The organism is Paraburkholderia sp. ZP32-5 (genome assembly GCF_021390495.1).
Lineage (GTDB): Bacteria > Pseudomonadota > Gammaproteobacteria > Burkholderiales > Burkholderiaceae > Paraburkholderia.
Map to the genome: position 1 here is coordinate 2,378,338 of NZ_JAJEJP010000001.1, position 20,182 is coordinate 2,398,519.

Sequence of the window (20,182 nt, forward strand, 5' to 3'; positions counted from 1 at the left end):
ATCCTTGATATCGGTTGAGGCTGGGAAAACGCCGGGAAAATGTTGTGATCCGCGCTACGGTTCGCGTCACCGTTCGACTGGTGACACCGAACGCATTACGCGGCGATCAAGTCGTCGAGCCGGAACCGCGCAATGCGATAGATCTGATCGAGGCTCGCGCGCAATTCGTCCGCGCGGCTATTGTTCACGCGCGCTTCGAAGTTCGCGATGATGCCGTGACGGTCGTAGCCACGCACCGCGAGAATGAACGGGAAGCCGAACTTCTCGCGATACGCGTGGTTCAGCGCAAGCAGCTTGTCGAACTCTTGCTGCGTGCATTGCGCGAGGCCGGCGCCGCTTTGTTCGCGCGTCGATTCCGCGGTCAACTCGCCGCGCACCGCTGCCTTGCCGGCCAGCTCCGGGTGCGCGTTGATCAGCGTGAGTTGTTTGTCATCGCCGGCCGTTTCGACGATCGCCGACATCTTGCGATGCAGTTCGTCGACGCTTGCAAACGGCCGCTCGCGCGCGGCGAGCTCCGCGACCCACGGCGAATGCTCGAAGATCCCCGACAACGCCGCGACGAAGGCATCGGTCGAGATGCAGTTGAGTTGGTCCAAGGTGTATTGCATCGCCTTCATGCCGCCGCCTCGCGGTTATCGGATTGGTAATCGGGTTGATAAGGATGAGTGTCGTGCCAGTGCCGCGCGATGTCGACGCGCCGCGTGACCCACACGCGGTCGTGCTGTTCGATGTGATCGAGAAAACGCTGCAGCGCGCGAAAGCGCCCAGGCCGCCCAAGCAACCGGCAGTGCATGCCGATCGACAGCATCTTCGGCGTTTCGGCGCCCTCTTCGTACAGCACGTCGAACGCGTCGCGCAGATAGGTGAAGAAGTGATCCGCGGTATTGAAGCCCTGCGGCGTCGCGAAGCGCATGTCGTTGGTATCGAGCGTGTACGGCACGATCAGTTGCGGCACCTTTTTGCCGCCCGTCACGTCGACGTCCATCCAGAACGGCAGATCGTCGCCGTAGTAATCCGAGTCGTACAGGAAGCCGCCGTATTCGGCGACGAGGCGATGCGTGTTCGGGCTGTCACGGCCGGTGTACCAGCCGAGCGGACGCACGCCCGTCACGCGCTCGATCGCCTGCATGCCGAGACGCATATGCTCCGCTTCCTGCTCCGGCGACATGTCCTGATAGTGAATCCAGCGATAGCCGTGACACGCAATCTCATGACCGAGTTCGACGAATGCGCGCGCGAGTTCCGGGTGCCGTTCGATGGCCATGCCGACACCGAACACCGTCAGCGGCAGACCGCGCTTTTCGAATTCGCGCAGGATGCGCCACACGCCCGCGCGCGAGCCGTATTCGTAGATCGATTCCATGCTCATATGGCGCGCCGGGTACGCGGCCGCGCCGACGATCTCCGACAGGAACTGCTCGGACGCGGGGTCGCCGTGCAGCACGCAGTTCTCGCCGCCCTCCTCGTAGTTCAGGACGAATTGCACCGCGATACGCGCCCGGCCCGGCCAGTTCGCATGCACCGGGTGGCGGCCGTAGCCGATCAGATCGCGGGGGTAGTTCGGGTCGAGTGGCATGGTTTGACGAAGGCTAGTGACAGGACCAAAAAACGCGTGAAACTCGGGCGCGCGGTGGTGTGGATGCGTACGCCGATGGATGCATGGATCAGCGTGCGGATGGGCAAATGGATCGGCACACCCGTCGCTCGGCACGCTTCGTTAGCGGCGGCGGGCAATCGCACCCTCCACCGCTCGAACACCGGCTTTCAGCGGCTACGTTGGCGGCTTTTCGATACCCGCCAAAGCCGCCGCCGAGTTGAGCCAGTGTAGCGAAAAGGCCCCCGTGCGCCCATACAGCGGGACAGATAGTGCGTGTTTCGCAGAATGTATGTGCGAGGCCGTGGATTTACGCGTTTACCCGCGTCGCACCGGCGTCGTCCTGCGCGAGAGTCGTGCACAGGTCCGTCGCATCGCGCGTGGCCGACGCAGCGTTTCGCCCGCCAGCGGGCTCGTCGCCATCCGGGCTGAACGATGCCAACGCGCCGTCGTAGCGCTTCGCGAGCGGCCGTGCGTAGTCGCCGCGCTTGGCCGTCGACAGCCGCAGCGCGACCAGTGCCTCGGTCCATTTCACCGCCGCCGTCACGCCTTCGATCACCGGCGCGCCGAGCGCGTCCTCGATTTCAGCGCATAGTTCGGCCATGCCTGCGCAGCCGAGCACGATCGCGTCGGAGCCATCCTCGTCGAGCGCGCGCCGGCATTCGTCGAGAATGATGCGGCGCGCAGCCGAGCCCGGCTTGTCGAGATCGAGCACCGCGACGTCGGTCGCGCGCACGTTGCGACAGAAGCGCTTCATGCCGTAGCGCTCGGCCAGATGCCAGGCCATCCCGCAGGTGCGCGCCAGCGTGGTCACGACCGTGAAGCCCGGTGCGAGCACGCTCGCCGCATGCATCGCCGCCTCGGCGATGCCAATCACCGGTCCCCTCGCCACCTCGCGCGCCGCGTAGAGGCCGGGATCGCCGAAGCAGGCGATCACGTAGCCGTCGCAACCCTCGCGCTCGCCCGCCGCGACTTCGGCGAGCAGACCCGGCGTCGCGAACGCCTCGTCGTAATAGCCTTCGATCGACGGCGGCCCCATCGTCGGACTGACCGCGATCACCTCGGTGCCGGGCGCGGCGACTTCGCGCGCGCAGCGTCCCATCGCCTCGGTCATGCGTCGGGTCGTGTTGGGATTGATCAGTTTGATACGCATGATGACTCCAGTTCGATGTGCTGCAATGTGATGCGATGCGCGTGCCGCAGCGGCGAAATGCCGTTCCGGCGAAACCCGCTGAAAACCCGGCGCCGCTCAGCGTGCGATCAGACGATAGAACACTGCGGCGAGCCCCGCGCCGATAAACCACGAGAAATTCGCGCAGCCGTCGAGCCCCGGCACCATCACGCAGATCACCGCGATCAACGCAGCCGGCAGCAGCGCCGCCACCGCGCGATAGTTGACGCCATTGCGATACCAGTAGCTGCCGTTCGGCTCGACCGTGTACAGATCGTCGAGCACGATCTTCTGACGCTTGACCAGGTAGTAGTCGACCACCAGCACGCCATACAACGGTCCGATGAAGCTGCCGAGCACGTCGAGCGTGTAGTGAATCACGGCCGGATTGTTGAACAGGTTCCACGGCGTGATGAACACCGACGCAACCGCCGCCAACATGCCGCCGGCGCGCCAGCTGATCAGACGCGGTGCGACGTTCGAGAAGTCAAAGGCCGGCGACACGAAGTTCGCGACGATGTTGATGCCGATCGTGGCGATCGTGAAGGTCAGCGCGCCGAGAATGACCGCGAGCGGATAGTCGATGCGACCCACCGTTTCGACCGGATCGGTGATCAGTTCACCGAACACCGGCAGCGTGGCCGCGGTCGTGATCACCGTGACGAGCGAGAACGCGAGGAAGTTGATGGGCAGGCCCCAGAAGTTGCCGCGCTTCACGCTGCGAAAGCTCTTGCCGTAGCGCGAGAAGTCGCCGAAGTTGAGCATCGGCCCGGAGAAGTACGACACCACCAGCGAGATCGCGGTGATCATCACCGGCACCACCTCCATGCCGTGATATTTGACGCCGCCCAGGTTGATGCCGATGTTGCGCCAACCCGCGCGATACACCATGTAGCCGGCGAGAATGAACATCACGACATAGACGGCCGGGCCCGCGAAGTCGATGAACTTCTTGATCGTCTCCATGCCGTGCCAGAACACCAGCGCCTGCAGCACCCACAGCAGCATGAAGCCGGCCCAGCCGAGCGTCGACAGACCAAAGAGGCCATGCCGATGCACGTCCGCATAGGGCAGCAATTGCGGCACGAACTTCAGCACGACGATCACCAGCGCGCTCGACGCCAGATAGGTCTGAATCCCATACCACGCGACCGCGATCAGGCCGCGAATCACCGCCGGCACATTCGCGCCGAGCACGCCGAAGGTCGCGCGGCATGCGACCGGATACGGCACGCCGTTCGCCTGGCTCGGCTTCGCGATCAGGTTGCACAGCAGATTGACGATGGTGATACCGACGAGCAGCGCGATCAGCACCTGCCAGCTCGTCAGACCGAGCGCGAACAGGCTGCCCGCGAACACATAACCGCCGACGCTGTGCACGTCGGACATCCAGAACGCAAAGATGTTGTACGCGGTCCAGCTCTGCGCGCGCAGCGGCGCGAGGTCTTCGTTATAGAGCCGCTCGCTGTAGCCGGCCGGCATCGATGAATCGGCCTGTGGGGCGCCGTCCTGGTAGGTGGGCATTGCGTGACTGTCTGGCGCTGCACTGAACTGAGCCATGATTCCTCCTTGGGATAAGGGCCGTCGATATCGAATCGACGGACGTTGCATCGGCCATGCCAGTCGCTCGCCTCTCGCCCTGCACGGGTCGATAAAGTCGGCGCCGAGGTCATTACCGTGCCGCGCGTGTCTCCGTACTGAGTACTTGTGGTTATCGCATCGCCGGCCGCCGCGGATTCCCGGCGATGCGTTACTGCCCGAAGTCCGGCGCCTCGCGACGGACGTGCGTGTTCAGGCCGGCGGCGCTCACGAAAGCGCTGCCTTGCCATGCGTCATTGAGTTCAGTTCAATTCAGTGCGGTGCGCACCACGAACGGGCGCGTGTGCCGCTTATCTGTTGCTTGTCTGCATGCTTTATGCAGCTTGATTGCCGCTCGTTTAACGCTCATCTGTGAGCGATATACGGCGGTCTTGCAATCGCCTCAGCCTTCGGTGGAATCGGCTTTGGCTGTCTCCGTGGATATGTCTCGCGGCGCCAAGGCGCCGAATACTTCGTGCAAATCCGCCGCGCCGCGCGCGGGGCGCTCCAGCATCTTCAATTCGACGCTTTGCAGATGGCGCGACATCAATGCCGCGGCCTCCTTCGCATCGCCGGCGTCGAGCGCGGCGATGATCGCTTCATGGTCCTCGAACGAGCACGGGCTGCGTCCGAGTGATTCGTACAGCGCGGAAATCAGCGTGGAACGAGCGACCAGCCCATTCAGGCAATCGCACAGCACCGTATTGCCGGTGAGGTTCGCGAGCTCGGTATGAAACTCGCCCGACAGGCGAATCCACGCCGGAAAATCGCGAGTTTCGAACGCCTTGCGTTCGCGCCCGATCATCCCGCTGATGTTCTTCAACCGCCGCACGCCGTGGCCGTTACAGATCTTCTCGACCACAGCCAGCTCGATGATGCGGCGCATTTCGAACACCTCATGCACCTCCTGCAGCGACGGACTCGCGACGAACGCGCCACGATTCGGCTCGAGGTCGACGAGCCGCTCGCCGGCCAGTTGCGTCAGCGCCTGGCGGATCGGACCGCGCTTGACGCCGAATACTTCGCATAACTGGGCTTCGGTCAGCTTCGCGCCCGGCGCCAGCCGATGCTCGAGGATCGCGGCGCGGATGCGCTCGGCAATCGCTTCGGGTTTCGAACTATTCGCGGTGGAATCGGTGTCGGACATGATGTGCGTCTCGGTATGTTGGTCATCATAGGATGGACACAAATATTGTCAACAATTTTTGTGTCGAGTTTCGACAATTTTCTTTGATGTTGTTGTCAACCGCCTCGGAAGCATAAGCTGGAAGGCCGTCCGTCAAGGATCTTAGCGCGATCTGACTCGCGAATCCTTTTGTTGTGGGCCGCTTTTTTGTCAACAAAAACTGAAAACATTGGCGCGGGTGTGGAAGGCAGAGGGCATTGAAACGCAGACGATTAGTTGCGTTCTAGGCACCGAAAAAAGCGGGCTCAGCCCGCTTGCATACTGCCCCACTCTCTCGCCTTGCTCACGCAAGACAGGGATAGCCCGACAACGTCAGCCGGAATCCCTGCGCGTCGGCGACGAGACGCGCGTCCGCGCCGACCGGCAGCGTCAGCATGTTGTGGATATGGCCGAACTGCAGCCCGCTGACGATCGGAATGCCGATCACCGCGCGCACCTGCTCGATCATCGCGTACAGGTCGTAACCGTTGTCGTACTCATACGGCTTGCCGCCGGAAAAATCGCCGAGCACCAGGGCCTGCTGCTGCGCGAGGATGCCGGCCAGATGCAGCTGATAGATCATCCGCTCGATGCGAAACGGCTGCTCGTTCACGTCTTCGAGAAACAGGATGCCGCCCTGCACCGGCGGCATGTACGGCGTGCCGACCAGCGATGCGATCACCGCCAGATTGCCGCCCCACAGCATGCCGGACACGTCGACGGGCTGTGCTTGCGGCGCGTTGCCGGTCACCGTCAGCGTCGGCTGCGTGAGCGCCGACCAGAAGTGCTGCATCGTGAATTCGCTCAGTTCCTCGGCGCCGAAATCGCTCATCAGCATCGGGCCACCGAAGGTCTTCACACCGGCGCGAGCGAGCAGCGCGAGCTGGATCGCGGTGAAGTCGCTGTGACCGACGAGCGCGATCGGCTGGTCGGCGAGACGGCGTTGCAGCCCTTCGTAATCGAGGCCGTGCAGGATGCGCACCGCGCCGTAGCCGCCACGCACGGCCAGCACGATATCGGGCAGATCGCGCGATGGATCGGCGAGACGGTTCAGATCGGCCGCGCGCTCGCCGTCGGTGCCGGCAAAGCGCTGATAGCGGCGCCGCGCCGCATCCTCGCCGTCGACGTGATGCCCCTGCGCGCGCAGACGATGCAGCGCGCGATGCAGCACCTGCGGATCATGCGGATAGCCGGACGGCGCGATCAGTTCGATGGTGCGATGAGCGGTCATGGCGAGGCCCGTTGGATGGTGCTGTTTTAGAGCGGCGCAGTGGGAGGCGGTTCGTTATCGGGCTGAATGACGGGATCGATGGCTCTGGTGGCTTCGGTTGTTGCGGCGGAAGCGAGACCGCCCTCGCCGCGTGCCGCTTCGCGCGCTTCGCGGCTCGCGCGCCGCCGTTCCGCGAAAAACGACTTCAGCGCCGCGCCGCATTCCGCTTCGAGCACGCCGCCGCTGACCGTCGTGTGATGGTTCAGCTGCGGATTCGCGAATGCATCGACGACGCTGCCGCACGCGCCGGTCTTCGGATCTCGCGCACCGAACACGACGCGCGCGATGCGCGCGTGCATGATCGCGCCCGCGCACATCAGGCACGGCTCGAGCGTCACATAGAGTTCGCAGCCGGGCAAACGGTAATTTTCGAGCGCCTGCGCGGCGGCGCGCAGCGCGACCATTTCCGCATGCGCGGACGGGTCATGCGCGCCGATCGGATGGTTGAAACCGGTGGCGATCACTTCATCGCCGCGCACGAGCACCGCGCCGACCGGCACCTCACCGGCCGCGCGCGCCTCGTCGGCGGCGGCCTGGGCGAGCGCCATGAAACGCCGATCGCGTTCTGAGACTGCGGGTGGCTCAGTGGGGATGACTGGTGTGGCGGCGAGCGTGGGATCAGCAGAGGCGGCTTCGCACTGCTGCGAAGCGTCCGCCGTGGCGCCATGGATGACCGGCTGGCTCACTGCGAACCCGCGTCGGCTGCATCGGTATTGCCGGCACGCTCCGACAGACGTTCGGCGATCCGGCGGCAATATTCGCGCGGCAGCACTAGCGGGCCGCCGCGCAGCGATTCGAGCGCCATATCGAGCGCGAGCATGCGCGCCTGCAGCTGGCAGCGGGTGGCCGGATCGCTCACGGCATCGAGCTCCGTTTGCAGATCGCGCAACGCGCGAAGCTGCTCGACGGCGGGCGGCACGAAGCCCGCGTTTTTCAGGATCCGATTGGCGACGCGCACCTCTTCCGGCACTAGAGCATCGTCATCGAGAAGAAGGGGCGCACCGGCACCCGGCAAGTCGTCGAACTCTCCGCGCGCGGCGGCGGCGGCAATACGCTGTTCGACAAGCGCATCAAGCAATTTCATCTGCGATCCAACACGTTGCGGCTCGTGCATTCTATCAGGGAGCGCACGGGCGTTCAGTCAGCCTCGCCGCCCCGCAAACCCCGCCCGGGTAGGCGATTTTCGCTGTTTGATGCGCCGACGGTGCTGACGTCATTGATCCCGAAGGTAGGCGCGAACGGGTCTACGCCTTTTCGTTGATCAGAGTGCCTGACGTCTGCCCCTGTTTCATCATCAGCGCCGCGAGTTCCGATGCCGCGGTTGCCATCGCGCCTTCGATCGTCCTTGCCGCGGTCTGCAAGGTCGCGACCGCTGGGTTCGGGGTGCCGTCAGGCCCCTTGCTCCGCGACAACGCGGCAATCTGCGATTCGATCGCACGCAGTTGCGCCTGCAAACTTTTGATCAGCGCCTGGAGCGCCTTCGCGCCGGCACTCATCGAACTCGAATCGCCGCTGCTCGATCCGCTGACGCCGCCCGCTCCTGCTACGCCCGCAGCCGCCTTGGCCGCAGACGACGCAGGCGACATCGGCGACGTACCCGCAGCCGCTGTTTGCGAACCGGACGCGTTGTTCGCGCTGCCCGCGGAAGCCTGATTTGCCGAAGTGCCCTGAGTCGCGGTCGAGCTCGCGCTGGTCGACACGCTGTTCGGCGTTATGCCGGAAATGCCTTGCACGCTCATTGTGGGTTGACCATGGAGAAAGGGAGATGTCTGACTATCGGCACGGTATGGGGCTTTCTTTAGACGTTTGCCTACCGCTAGGCAATCGCACCGCTCCACTCGCGTCAAACTCCGCCAGCCAACGGCCAACGCGCGAGCACGACATGCTTCGTGCGTCCCAACAGACTGTGTACCAGCGCAAATTCCCGCACATTCCAGCAGGCCGGCTCGGCCGGACGGCGCTCGGCCCAGGGCATCCCATAGGCGAGCGTGACGTGCGGCGTAAACTCCGGGCCGGGCTCGAAACCGGCGTTTTTCAACGCGACCTCGAGCGTGTCGTGAAGCACATGCAGACCGCGCACGCCATCTTCTCCTACCAGCACCGCCGGCCCGGGTCTGGGTCGTTTCGAGAAGCTGACGACCGCGTCGAATTCGACCGTGAACGGCGCGAGAGCGAGCGATGCCGCCGCCTGCTTTACCGCGTCGACGAGTTGATCGGGCAAGCCGCCCGCAAAGTTGCCGAGATGGCGCAACGTCACATGCAAACGGTTCGCCGCGAGCGGCTTGCTGCGCACGCGGGCTTCCGTGCAAAGCTGTTGCGCGAACTTCGCGATACCGGCCGCCGTATTCGTGTCGGGGAAGACGGCGAAAAAAAGCCCGTCGGTCGGCGTGGGCGGCGCCTCCAGCCCCGGCAGCCACAGTTGTTCAGGCATCGTGCCTCGTTCCTTCGCTTGGTTTTCTGATCCGGTTCGCGCACCGCCCGCGCAGGCGGTCCGTGTCCGGATAATACTGTATGTTCATACAGTATTCCAGAGTGTGAGCGAAGGTGCGCCGCTAGGTTGTGCAAGGAAACTGAATTGACGAGACTGCAGATCGGCCCTATTTGCCGCCCGGTGATCCCTCCTTGCCGATCCACGCCCGCCGCATCCGCAGCGAAAACGACAGCTATTCCGGCTGCCAGCAACGCAACCCGAACAGCGGTACAACGCCATACGCATGATCGAGCATGTCCGACTGCAGCGTTTCATACAGCTCCCAATTCGTCTCGTTCACATAGAGATAGATCTCCAGCGCGACAACGGGCTGGCTGGACTGAAGTTGCCGGATCACGAGCGGCATGTCCCGGCGCACCGCCGGATGATCGCGCAACCAGTTGGTCAGATAGAGACGGTACAGGCCAAGGTTCGTGCGACGCTGCGTGTCACCAGGCACGCGGGACGTAAGCGACATATCGACATCGCCATGCAGCCGGTTGAGCAGCGCCTCATCAGGAAAACAGATAGTGCCGGCATCGAAATGGATCGCATGCCTGACGCGGCGGCCGCCCGACTCGGTCATGCCTCGCCAGTTCTTCACGCTGTTCGTCAGCAGCACGTAGCTCGGCAGCATGACGATCGAGTTGTCGAAGTTCTGCACCTTGATCGTGTTGAGCGCGATGTCGATCACTGTGCCGTCGGCGACGAAACCGGGCACTTCGATCCAGTCGCCCACTCGCAACATGTCGTAGGCGGCGAGCTGGATGCTGGCGACGAAGCCGAACAACGTGTCGCGGAAGATGATGATCAGAAGCGCGGTCATCGCGCTGACGCCCGTCAGGAAGTACGCGGGTGAACGTTGCAGCAGCACCGAGATCACGGCGATCAGCGCGATTACGTAGAGCACGATGGTCGTGATCTGCAGGAAGCTCTTGATTGGCCGCTGGCTCGCGGACGGATAGTGGCTGTAGCGCTCACCGACGCTATTGAGGAACGCCAGCGCGGTGCGCAGCAGCGTGTACACCATGTAGCAGGCTGCGAGAATCGCTAGCGGGCGACCGAGCACCGCGATCAGCGGAAACGTGAGCCCGGTGAGCAGCGGCGCGGCCGCGTAGACGATTGCGGCAGGCACCAGCGGCGCGAGCCGGTGGAACACCTTGTGGCGCTCGGCGGCGCGCAACCACTTGTACTGCTCGCGGCGTGCGAAGCGGCCGACGATCATCAGCATCAGCGCACGCGTCACGTAGTAGCAGATTGCGCTCGCCAGAACGATTGCGACAAACAGCGCGGCGACGAGCAGCACCGCAACGAGCCAGCTATCCGTATAGATGTTGAAGTGATGCCAGTTCGGTCCGCCCTCGAAACGCAGCGTCTTGTCGAACATAGACCCTCCCGTTGTCGGAGAAACCACCTCGCCCGGCAGGCGGATCCGGTCGTGTCCTCTAACAGCAGAGGTAAAGACGGACGATCCAGACCCCTAAGTATCGCTACCCTGTGGCTTACTTGAGATAGCGACCCGCTCGTGTATCGCCTTGCAATGCCGAACGAGATTCGGCCGCGACAGCACGTAGCGCTTTAACGGCGTATCGATGTCGTAGTAGTAGATGTTCGCGACGCAGCCGTAGATCGCGGCATCGACGGTAGCCGGCTTGGGCCCGAAGACAAAGCCGCTGTCGCCGAGCAGATCGGCCACGACACGCAAATCGCCGATACCGCGCTCATACACCTGATCCGGCTCGTAGCGGCCGATGCCCTGATAGTGATATCGCAGCCTGTTGTATTCGCTCGCGGCTTCAAGCGCACTCGCGGTGACTTCCGGGTGCGCCGCCATGAAAGCGTTGCAAAACGCCGGGCGAAAGCGCTCGTCGCGCCAGCGCGAAAAGCTCATCGGCCAGTACAGGTCGTCGAGCGTGCGCCGCACCAGGAAGTCGAGATTGGCTTGCCCCGTGGAAAGCGCGCTGTCGATGCGCAGATCGTACTTGCGCGTCAGGTAGCGGATGATCGCATCGCTATCGCCGATGGATTCCTCGCCGTCGACCAGATACGGCAGTTGTCCTCGCGGCGCCTCTTTCGTATCGAGAATGTGCTTGTGCTCGAAATCGACGCCGCACAAGCGCATGAATGCATAGACCTTCAGGCCAAACGGATTGTTGTCGGCGACGCCGAACAGGTCCGGGTAGGAATAGAGCGTCGGCATGGGGCTCTCCCGTGATGGAGACATGATGCGGCCGGCGTCGAGGATGTTCGCGGCCCGGCGCAGTGCGTGATCGTGACACATGAATGGCCGCGCCGACTGTGACCCAGCGAACGCAACCGGTCTGAATGAATGCGATGAGCGCCGAAACGCCAGCGCAGATTCACACCGCCTGCCCTTCAACCGAAAACCCACACCGCTGCAAATATTCCCGCAACTGAATCCCCTGCTCGTCAACCAACGCCTTGTCCCTGAGTTCGCGCAACGTCCCCGGCTCAAGCGTCTGAACGTAGCGATCGACAACTGCCATCAGCGTCTCGTAGTTCTTCAGTCCGCGCGCATGCGTATCACCGTAGCCCTTCACGAGCCGCTGACACTGCGCGATCTCCAGCGCGAGCGCCGGATCGATCGCAGCAACCGAACGCACCCGCGCAAGCCATGCATCGATACGCACAGTTTCCAGCGCATAGCGCAGCGTCGTGCGCCGCCCGCGCCGCCAGCGCGCGAGCAGGTACAGCAGCAGAAAACCGCCGAGCGAACTCGTCGGTATCACGCGCCCTCTCGCTGTCAACCGCGCGATCGCTCGATGCACCCAATGCGGACGCGCGAGCCAACGGCCGAGCCCCGCCGGCAACGTCTCGCAGATCTCTTCGATACGCGGATGCATGAACTCGTTGATCCGCAGCAGTTGCGCCGGGTCCACGCGCACCTCGTCGCGCACCCACTCGAAGCGGCTCGCGCGCGTCTTCAGATCGGCGACGCGGATCGTGTCTTCATACGACATCCATAGCGCGAGATGCCGCGCGGTTTCGCCGAGCAAGCCGGCGTGCGCACCGCCGGGCGCCGCGCGCAGCGCATCGAGCCGGTCCAGATACAGCCCTGCATACGCGACGTCCTGATAGTCGATCAGACGCCGCACGCCCTCGATCGCCACGTCCCGCACGCCAGCCGGCAACGCGCGCGTGCGCTCGACCAGCGCCGCGACCGCCGGGTGGCGCGGCGGCTCGGCCGTGCCGGTCCCGGAAGCCGTCTCAGAGGTAGTCCCGAAGGTCGTCTCAGAGGCCGCCCCGGAGCCGGACAACTCTCCGCCCGCCGCGCGATAGCCCGCAGCAAAAGCCGCAAGACTCGCCGCCACCCCCACCCCACCACGCCCGATCGTCGCCTCGAAGCGTTCTCGATCGAACGGCAGCACCTGCGCGGCGCTCAGCGCGCCGAACAGCACCGCACTGATCACGCTGCCGGTGCTTTGCGCGAGCTGCGCCATATCGAACCCGATGAAGCGCTTCGCCGCGTCGCGAGCCTGCTGCGCGAGCGCGTCGGCATCCACGCGGCCATCGCCCAGCGCCGACTTTTCCGCGATCGAATACACGCGATGGCTCGATGCAATCAACGTGGTGCGCTCGCGCGTCACGAAGCCGCGCTGCACCGCGCGCCCCGCTTCCATCAATTCCGATGCGAGCACGATGTCGACATCGCCCGGCAACGGCGTCAGCGCAAAGACCGGCGCGCGCGCACCGGGCTGCGTCGCGCCGGGAAACAGTTCGATGTAGTAGATCGTCGCGCCGGTACGCTGCGCGACGCCGGGCACCGAGGTCGTCTGCGCGAAGTAACCGCCGGTTTCGGCGAGACTGACGATCCAGTCGGCGAGCACGCCGCCCCCTTCCCCGCCCATCGCGAGGATCGCGATCTTGATCGGCTCGGCAGCCGTCTGAGCAGCCATCAAAGTATCCCGGTGACAGATTGAAAAGAACCGCTACGCCGACCGCGCGGCCGGCAGCAACCACACCGCGATCGCGCCGACCAGGCCAATCGCCGCGAACACAACGAAATTCACCCCGACGCCAAGACCGCTCGCGGCCACATAACCGCCGAGCAACGGCCCGCTCATCGCGCCGATCCGCGCGAAGCTGAGCGCCCAGCCGGTGGCCGCGGCGCGCACCGGCCCCGGATAGTAGTTGGCCAGATGCCCGGTCAGGATCAGTGCCGCCGAGATGCTGCCGACCCCAGCCAGCGCGACGAACAGATAGTTGAGCGCCATCCCGTGCCTGAACATCAGCGCGAGCACGCCCAGCGCGCCGAGCAGATAGAACACGCCGACCGTCACGCGCACGCCGGCGCGGTCCGCAATCTTGCCGAGCACGAGACCGCCCAGCGCCGACGCGAGACTGAACACGATCAGAAAGGTCAGGCTGGAGCCGAGGTCGTAGCCGCTTTTGCGCATGATGGTCGGCAGCCATGTGTTCAGGCCGTAGATCAGCAGCAGCCCACAGAACAGCGCGATCCAGAAACACAGCGTCGCGCGCAGATGGCGCCGCGCGAACACTTCGCGCAGCACCCAGCGCCAGCCGTGCCCGCTCGCGGCCACGCGCACCGGCGAGCTGGGCACGTCGACGCCAAGGCGCGCGGCCAGTTCGACCGCCTCGGCCTGACGCCCTTGACCGACCAGATATTCGAGCGATTCCGGCAACGCGCGGGCCATCGGCCACAGCAGCACGAGCGGCACCGCACCGCACGCGATCACGCCGCGCCAGCCGAGGCCGGGCAGCAACTGGATCGCCACGGCGGCCGCGCACAGGATCCCGAACGAGTAACCCGAGTACATCACCCCGTAGTTGAAATTGCGGCGCTGCGGCGCCGAGTATTCGATCGTCAACGCGGCCGCGACCGGAATCACGCCGCCGAGCCCCAGCCCGCCGATAAAGCGGAACAGCGCGAACCAACCCGGCGTCGGCGCCCATGCGGCGCCCGCCATCGTCAGCGAAAAGAGTCCCGCGCACAGCAGCAACATACGGCGTCGGCCGAGCAGATCGCTCAGCGTGCCGATCAGAAATGCGCCGAAGAACATGCCGAGCAGCGCGTAGCTGCCTAACGCGCCCAACTGGATCGGGCTCAGGTTCCAGGCTTTGTCGTCGGCGAGCGCGGGCAGCACCGCGCCCATCACGCCGACGTCTTAGCCTTCGAACAGAATCGCGAGCCAGCACACCAGCAGCACGCGGCCGGTCACACGGGCGGGCAGGCGCAGCGACGCGCTTTGATTGGGAATGGCGGACATGGCGCATTTACCTCGGTACGTTGTACTTGATCGGGCGGTTCGGAATCACAATGCGTATTTCGCGCGACGCGCGGCATCGCGCCGTTGCAGCCAGCCGATCACCCGATCGCGCACGCGCTGCAACACACGGTCCCAGCGGCTCGGATTGCTGATCAGTTGCGCGCGATAGAACGACGGGCACAGCACCGCCGCATGCGCGACCTCGCCGCACAAACCGCAGCCGACGCAACTATCGACGACGGTCGCGACCGGATCGCGGCGCAGCGGGTCGGGATTCGGCTTGATCGATAGCGACGGACAGCCGGATAGCCGGATGCACGAGTGATCGCCGGTGCAGGTGTCGGAGTCGACGCCGAAACGCTCGCGCACCACCCGCTCGCCCGCGGCGATCGCGTGGCGGACCTTGGGCTTTTCGCGCCGTTGCCGGTTCAGCATGCATTCGCTTTGCGCGATCAGCACCTTCGGCCCCTTCGCGGTCGTGGTCAACGCTTCGCGCAGCGTCGCGGTCATCGTTTTCAGATCGTAGGTGCGCCTGATCGTGCGCACGCATTCGACGCCGACGCCTCTGACCGCACTTTCGATTTCGTGCCCGGTGCTGCGGCTCGCATTGCGTGCGTTCGACGACGGAATGTCCTGGCCGCCCGTCGCGGACGTGTAGTTGTTATCGACGATGATCGTCAGGTTGTCGCTGCGGTTGAACACCGCGTTGGCGATGCCGCTCGTCAGCCCGTTGTGCCAGAAGCCGCCATCGCCCATCACCGAGATCGCGCGTTTGCCGGCCTGCGCATTGAGCGCGGCCGCGCCCGCCGCGCCGAGGCCGTAGCCCATCGTCGTGTTGCCGAGATTGAACGGCGGCAGAATCGAAAACAGATGGCAGCCGATATCCGCGCTCACGTGATGCACGCCCAGCTCGCGCTCGACCAGCTTCATCGCGGTAAAGATCGGGCGCTCCGGGCAGCCGGTGCAAAAACCGGGCGGCCGCGCGTGAACCGTTTGATCGAGCGATGGCGTGGCCGGCGTCGCAACAGCGTGTGCTTCAGTGGGTTGCCCCGCGGCAGAAGGCCTGTCAGCCGAAGGCGTATCAGCAGGCGCAGCAATCACCGGAATCACCTTGCGCTGCACCACGCGTGCCGGCTGCGCATCGACGTGTCCATAGCGTTCGAGAAACGCCCGCACGCCGGCAAGCACGGTCGCGGTCGTGTACTCGCCCGCCATCGGCAATACGTCCTTGCCGTGCAGCGCGGTGTCGATGCCGAGCTTGCGCAGGATGCTCGCAACATTCTGCTCGACAAAATCCGGCTGCCCTTCCTCGACCACCAGAATCGCGCGCTTGCCACGGCAGAAGCGCTCGAACTCCGCATCGACGAGCGGGTAAGCGACGTTCATCACGTACAGCGGAATCTTCGAGTCGCCGTACACATTGGCGAGTCCGAGCTTGCCCAACGCGCGAATCAGCGTGTTGTACGCGCCGCCCTGCACCGCGATACCGACGTCGGCCGCGTCTTCGGCAAAGAACTCGTTGAGCTTGCGTGCCTCGATAAAGCGGATCGCGGCCGGCCAGCGCTCATGCACTTTCTCCTTTTCGTGCAGAAAACTCGCGGGCGGCAACACGATGCGGTTCACGTCGCGCACCGGATTTTCCAGCGCATCGCGAATCGTGAATGCGGGCCGGCGATTGGCCGACGTAATGAACTGGCCGTGCACGTGACACGCGCGAATGCGCATCTGCAACATGACCGGTGTGCTGCTCGCTTCCGACAAGTCGAAGCCGTCCTTGACGGACTGCACGATCGACGGCAGGTTCGGACGCGGATCGAGCAGCCAGATCTGCGACTTCATCGCAAATGCGTGGCTGCGCTCCTGCATGATCGACGAACCCTCGCCGTAATCCTCGCCGACGATAATCAACGCGCCGCCCAGCACGCCGCCCGAGGCGAGATTCGCGAGCGCGTCGGACGCGACATTGGTGCCGACCGTCGCCTTGAACGTGACCGCGCCGCGCAACGGATAGTTGACCGACGCCGCGAGCGTGGCCGCCGCGGTCGCCTCGCTCGCGCTGTTCTCGAAGCGGATGCCGTGCTCGGCGAGGATGTCCTGCGCATCGGCGAGCACGTCCATCAGGTGCGAAATCGGCGCGCCCTGATAACCGGCCACATACGCGACGCCCGACTCCAGCAGCGCCTTCGTGACCGCCAGAATGCCCTCGCCGCTGAAAAGCTCGCCGTCTCCAAGGCGCAGCTTTTTCACTTCCTCGACAAATGATCGCTCGGCCATCGCGCGCGCCTTATCGTTTGAGGTTAGCCGAGTATAGGAATAAAGTACGGCTTCTCCGAATCGATCAAATTCCGGGAGCAGAATAAGTTTATTTATGGGCCCCGCGCCGTGGACACTACCCGCATCGATCTGAACCTGCTGCGCGTTTTTCACGCGATTCTCGAAGAACATAGCCTGACGCTGGCCGCGCATCGGCTCGGCCTGTCGCAGCCGGCGGTCAGCTACGCGCTCGGCCGCTTGCGCGCGATCCTCGAAGATCCGCTCTTCGTGCGCAACGGCAACGAGATGCAGCCCACCTCCGCCGCGCTCGAGATGCGCGAACCGTTGCGCGCGGCGATGGCCGCCGCCGAGCATGCGCTGCAGTTGATGGTACGGTTCAACGCGGCGACCAGTACGCGCGTGTTCCGGATTTCAATGTCGGATATCGGCGAACTCGCGTTTTTGCCGCCGCTGTGCGCGGCGCTCGCCGAATGCGCGCCGCTGGTGCGGCTCGATATCCAGTCGGTGCCGCTCGATCAGATCGAGGACGCGTTGCGCGTCGGCCGCCTCGATCTCGCGATCGGCAATCTGCCCGCGCTGGTCGGCCGCACGCGCCATCAGCCGCTGTTTCACGAAGACTACGTGTGCATGACGCGCCGCCGTCGCGCGCTGCCCAAACGCAGGCTCACGATCGAACAATACCTTGCGTTTCCGCATGTGCTCGTGGGGTCGCTCGAAAGCGGACATCACCAGATCGAGGACAGCTTCCGCAAGCGCGATATCCAACGGCAAATCGCGTTGCAGGTGCCGCATTTCACCGTGGTGCCGCAGATCCTCGCGCATACGGACTGGATCGTCACGTTGCCGCGGCGCACGGTTCAGTTGCTCAATCCGGCCGATGAGTTCGCGGTGTACGACCTACCGGTGCAGATTCCCGAGGTGACGGTCACCGTGCACTGGCATGCGGACTTCGACACGCATGATGCGAACCGCTGGATCAGGACGTTGGTGATCGACAGATTGAGTGATACGCCGGCGGGAACGTGACGGCTAGCTAGCGCCTGCTTCGTCAGCGCCAGCTTCGTCAGGATCATCGCGCACAGCCGCATAGGTCGCGACCCGTCGCCGCTCGCGGGCGAATGCGACGCCAACACCACCGCGTTCGCACCTTTATTCACTGCTCGCTCACCTCGCCCACCGCCCACCCGACGTCCCCCGCTCAGGCCAGCCATCCCCGCCAACGAGCGGCACGAACCTCACATCGGCGAACGCGTGCTCTTCATAGCTCTGTTCGGTCACACGCACGATCTTCACGAGCCGTTGGCGGTCCGGCTCACGCCCGACCGGCATCACGAGACGCCCGCCGCACGCGAGTTGCGAACGCAGCGCGCGCGGCACGTGCGGAGCGCCCGCGGCGGCGACGATCGCGTCATACGGCGCGTGTTCTTCGAGGCCTGCGGTGCCGTCGCCGAGATACACGGCGACGTTCGCATAGCCGAGCCGTTGCAGCCGCTCGCGCGCCGCTTCGACGAGTTCGGCATCGCGTTCGATCGAATCGACCTGCGCCGCAATCTGCGCGGCAATCGCGGCCGCGTAGCCGGAGCCCGTGCCGATATCCAGCACGCGATCGCCGGCATGAAGCTCGGCGGCCTCCAGCATCTTCGCGACGATAAACGGTTGGGAGATCGACTGGCCGCCGCCGATCGGCAACGGCGCGTCGTCGTAAGCGAACGGCCGCCAGTCGGGCGCGACGAAGGCATCGCGCGGCACGCGCCGCATCGCGGCGAGCACCTGCGGATCGCGCACGCCGCGGCGCACGATCTGCCGCTCGACCATCCGCTCGCGCGCCTCGTCGAAATCGCTCATCACAGCCTCCTGACGAACACGGCGTCGCGCGGCCAGAACCCGGTATCCGGCAGCGACGGCGTCGTCGTTTGCTGTCATCCAGTGGATCTAGCAATGAGCATACGCCGTACGGGGACGCGTGGAGCGAAGAATCCGGTCCCAGCGTCGCAACGATTAACCGCGCTGCGCTTCACGCTCCGTGCTGTTGATCGAATACACCAGATACGAATATCTGTCACCTCGGACCGGTATCTTGCTGGCGCCCCATCGCGAACCAGAAAACGCCAGAAGCCAGTTTTATTTCAATAACCTGTCAGCACTGCATCGCCAAAAATCGCAACCCGTCATATTAGAAAAACGGAATCCTCATGCGCAAAACAAGATGGCTAGTCAGCCTGCTTTTTATCGTATTTTCAGCAAACTCAATCGCTGCAACGGCGGCCACACTGATCGACCAGTTGCAGGCGCAAAGGCAGGCCTTTTCCCAGGACAACAAAATCGACCTGCAGCAACTGTCACGGGAAATTCAGGCAACGGTCAAAGACGCCGATGTACTCGATCGCACGCACAACGACCAGCAGGCCATCAACGTGCTTCTCGGCTTGCAAAAATATGCGCCTCTAGCGCAGTTCCCCAGCTACGACGTACAGATGCAGTGCGCCAACCTGTATGCAAGGCTGCAGAGAAACAGCGATGCGCAGGCATGCCGCGAACGTGCCGCCGCGCTGGCGGAAATCCTGCGGACGCGCTCCGGAAGTGGCGCTACGCCGGACGATCCGGTGCGGGTCATTACCATTAACGAAATCGGCGAATGGGCGCGTTCGCAGTCGGCGAAAATGTCCGACGTGCGTGCCTACGCGAATCTCCAGGCCGTCACTTACTCCAGCCCGACGACAGACGGCCAATCGAAAGTCGCCTACTTTCTGTTCGATCCGCGGCTGCAGGCGTCGATCAGCAGCAAAAAAATCGACATATTCGATCCGCTGCCCGTGGGGCCGGCCGATGGTAAATATCAGCTTGCGCTAAATCAGGCGCGCGAAGCGCGCATCCAGTTCCTTAACGACAAGAGCTTCAATTATCCTGAACTCATCCAGCTGTCCGATCAGTCACAACGCGAAGCGATGCAACTCGCCCAGCAAGGGGATATTCAAGGCGCGCTGGCGAAAATCAGGGAAGTCGAAAAAATTCGCCCGATCCAGCAGATACCCGTATTCAATCTGATTTCGAACTACAGCTTTCTGCTAGGAAAATCCGGAGATCTCGACGCACAGTCGAAGATGAGACTGTTCCTGTTTGGCATTACGCAGGACATCGCGCACAGCGGCAATGGATTGACGCAGGAATCCGCTGTTCACGTTGTGGCTATCTCGGAGGAATACACGTGGCTGCACGAGAAGAATTTGCGCGTGACCAAACAACATTTGCTAATGGATGGAAATTCGCGATACGACGCCATGGATACGGTCGACGCGAATGGAAACCTCAAGACTTATTACTTTGACGTGAGCCAGGTTTTCACTCGAGAAAGCCCTGTGCCGGCGCAATAACGCTGCATCTGCGTCGCAAAGCCGTTATTAACTCAAGGAG

Annotated in this window: 18 protein-coding genes; 2 read left to right on the forward strand and 16 right to left on the reverse strand. The window is 63.9% G+C overall.

The window, feature by feature from the left end; all coding sequences use genetic code 11:
* Window positions 1–95: 95 nt before the first annotated feature.
* The 15 genes from uraD to L0U82_RS10150 form a co-directional block, all read right to left on the reverse strand.
* Window positions 96–617: a 2-oxo-4-hydroxy-4-carboxy-5-ureidoimidazoline decarboxylase gene (gene uraD, locus L0U82_RS10080; protein ID WP_233830461.1), complete on the reverse strand. Its 522-nt coding sequence runs from the start codon at window positions 615–617 to the stop codon at window positions 96–98.
* Window positions 614–1,576: an allantoinase PuuE gene (puuE, locus tag L0U82_RS10085; RefSeq protein ID WP_233830463.1), complete on the reverse strand. Its 963-nt coding sequence runs from the start codon at window positions 1,574–1,576 to the stop codon at window positions 614–616. Before puuE ends, uraD begins: the two co-directional genes overlap by 4 nt.
* A gap of 328 nt (window positions 1,577–1,904) precedes the next feature.
* Window positions 1,905–2,747, reverse strand: a complete 843-nt coding sequence (locus L0U82_RS10090) for an aspartate/glutamate racemase family protein (RefSeq protein ID WP_233830466.1) — start codon at window positions 2,745–2,747, stop codon at window positions 1,905–1,907.
* Window positions 2,748–2,843: 96 nt separating this feature from the next.
* Window positions 2,844–4,325, reverse strand: coding sequence for an NCS1 family nucleobase:cation symporter-1 (locus tag L0U82_RS10095; protein WP_233830467.1), 1,482 nt, complete (start codon window positions 4,323–4,325; stop codon window positions 2,844–2,846).
* Between the two features lie 421 nt (window positions 4,326–4,746).
* Window positions 4,747–5,490 (reverse strand): GntR family transcriptional regulator, encoded by a 744-nt coding sequence (locus tag L0U82_RS10100; RefSeq protein ID WP_233830468.1) that lies wholly within the window; start codon window positions 5,488–5,490, stop codon window positions 4,747–4,749.
* Window positions 5,491–5,812: 322 nt separating this feature from the next.
* Complete coding sequence (gene ldcA / locus L0U82_RS10105; protein ID WP_233830469.1) at window positions 5,813–6,739, reverse strand: muramoyltetrapeptide carboxypeptidase; 927 nt, start codon at window positions 6,737–6,739, stop codon at window positions 5,813–5,815.
* A gap of 26 nt (window positions 6,740–6,765) precedes the next feature.
* Window positions 6,766–7,371 carry a tRNA adenosine(34) deaminase TadA gene (gene tadA / locus L0U82_RS10110; RefSeq protein WP_233833219.1) on the reverse strand — a complete coding sequence of 202 codons (606 nt, stop codon included), beginning with the start codon at window positions 7,369–7,371 and terminating at the stop codon, window positions 6,766–6,768.
* 89 nt (window positions 7,372–7,460) lie between these two features.
* Entirely contained in the window at window positions 7,461–7,862 is a 402-nt protein-coding gene (locus L0U82_RS10115; RefSeq protein WP_233830470.1) for a DnaJ family domain-containing protein, read from the reverse strand.
* A gap of 160 nt (window positions 7,863–8,022) precedes the next feature.
* Entirely contained in the window at window positions 8,023–8,517 is a 495-nt protein-coding gene (locus L0U82_RS10120) for a hypothetical protein (protein ID WP_233830471.1), read from the reverse strand.
* A 104-nt stretch (window positions 8,518–8,621) separates the two neighbouring features.
* On the reverse strand, window positions 8,622–9,209 hold the full coding sequence (locus L0U82_RS10125; protein WP_233830472.1) for a 2'-5' RNA ligase family protein: 588 nt from the start codon (window positions 9,207–9,209) through the stop codon (window positions 8,622–8,624).
* 232 nt (window positions 9,210–9,441) lie between these two features.
* The gene (locus L0U82_RS10130) at window positions 9,442–10,635 is read right to left on the reverse strand and encodes a mechanosensitive ion channel family protein (RefSeq protein WP_233830473.1); all 1,194 of its coding nucleotides are present in this window, start codon (window positions 10,633–10,635) and stop codon (window positions 9,442–9,444) included.
* A gap of 93 nt (window positions 10,636–10,728) precedes the next feature.
* Window positions 10,729–11,448: a glutathione S-transferase C-terminal domain-containing protein gene (locus L0U82_RS10135; RefSeq protein ID WP_233830475.1), complete on the reverse strand. Its 720-nt coding sequence runs from the start codon at window positions 11,446–11,448 to the stop codon at window positions 10,729–10,731.
* 160 nt (window positions 11,449–11,608) lie between these two features.
* Window positions 11,609–13,165, reverse strand: a complete 1,557-nt coding sequence (locus L0U82_RS10140; protein WP_233830477.1) for an indolepyruvate oxidoreductase subunit beta family protein — start codon at window positions 13,163–13,165, stop codon at window positions 11,609–11,611.
* Between the two features lie 33 nt (window positions 13,166–13,198).
* Complete coding sequence (locus tag L0U82_RS10145; RefSeq protein ID WP_326489720.1) at window positions 13,199–14,383, reverse strand: MFS transporter; 1,185 nt, start codon at window positions 14,381–14,383, stop codon at window positions 13,199–13,201.
* A gap of 159 nt (window positions 14,384–14,542) precedes the next feature.
* Complete coding sequence (locus L0U82_RS10150; RefSeq protein ID WP_233830479.1) at window positions 14,543–16,771, reverse strand: thiamine pyrophosphate-dependent enzyme; 2,229 nt, start codon at window positions 16,769–16,771, stop codon at window positions 14,543–14,545.
* A gap of 108 nt (window positions 16,772–16,879) precedes the next feature.
* Here L0U82_RS10150 and L0U82_RS10155 point away from each other — a divergent pair, with 108 nt between their 5' ends.
* Entirely contained in the window at window positions 16,880–17,797 is a 918-nt protein-coding gene (locus L0U82_RS10155; protein WP_233830481.1) for a LysR family transcriptional regulator, read from the forward strand.
* 138 nt (window positions 17,798–17,935) lie between these two features.
* Here the strand turns inward: L0U82_RS10155 and L0U82_RS10160 are convergent, their stop codons facing one another.
* Window positions 17,936–18,616, reverse strand: coding sequence for a protein-L-isoaspartate(D-aspartate) O-methyltransferase (locus L0U82_RS10160; protein WP_233830483.1), 681 nt, complete (start codon window positions 18,614–18,616; stop codon window positions 17,936–17,938).
* 347 nt (window positions 18,617–18,963) lie between these two features.
* Here L0U82_RS10160 and L0U82_RS10165 point away from each other — a divergent pair, with 347 nt between their 5' ends.
* Window positions 18,964–20,142 (forward strand): DUF4919 domain-containing protein, encoded by a 1,179-nt coding sequence (locus L0U82_RS10165; RefSeq protein ID WP_233830485.1) that lies wholly within the window; start codon window positions 18,964–18,966, stop codon window positions 20,140–20,142.
* Window positions 20,143–20,182 lie beyond the last annotated feature (40 nt).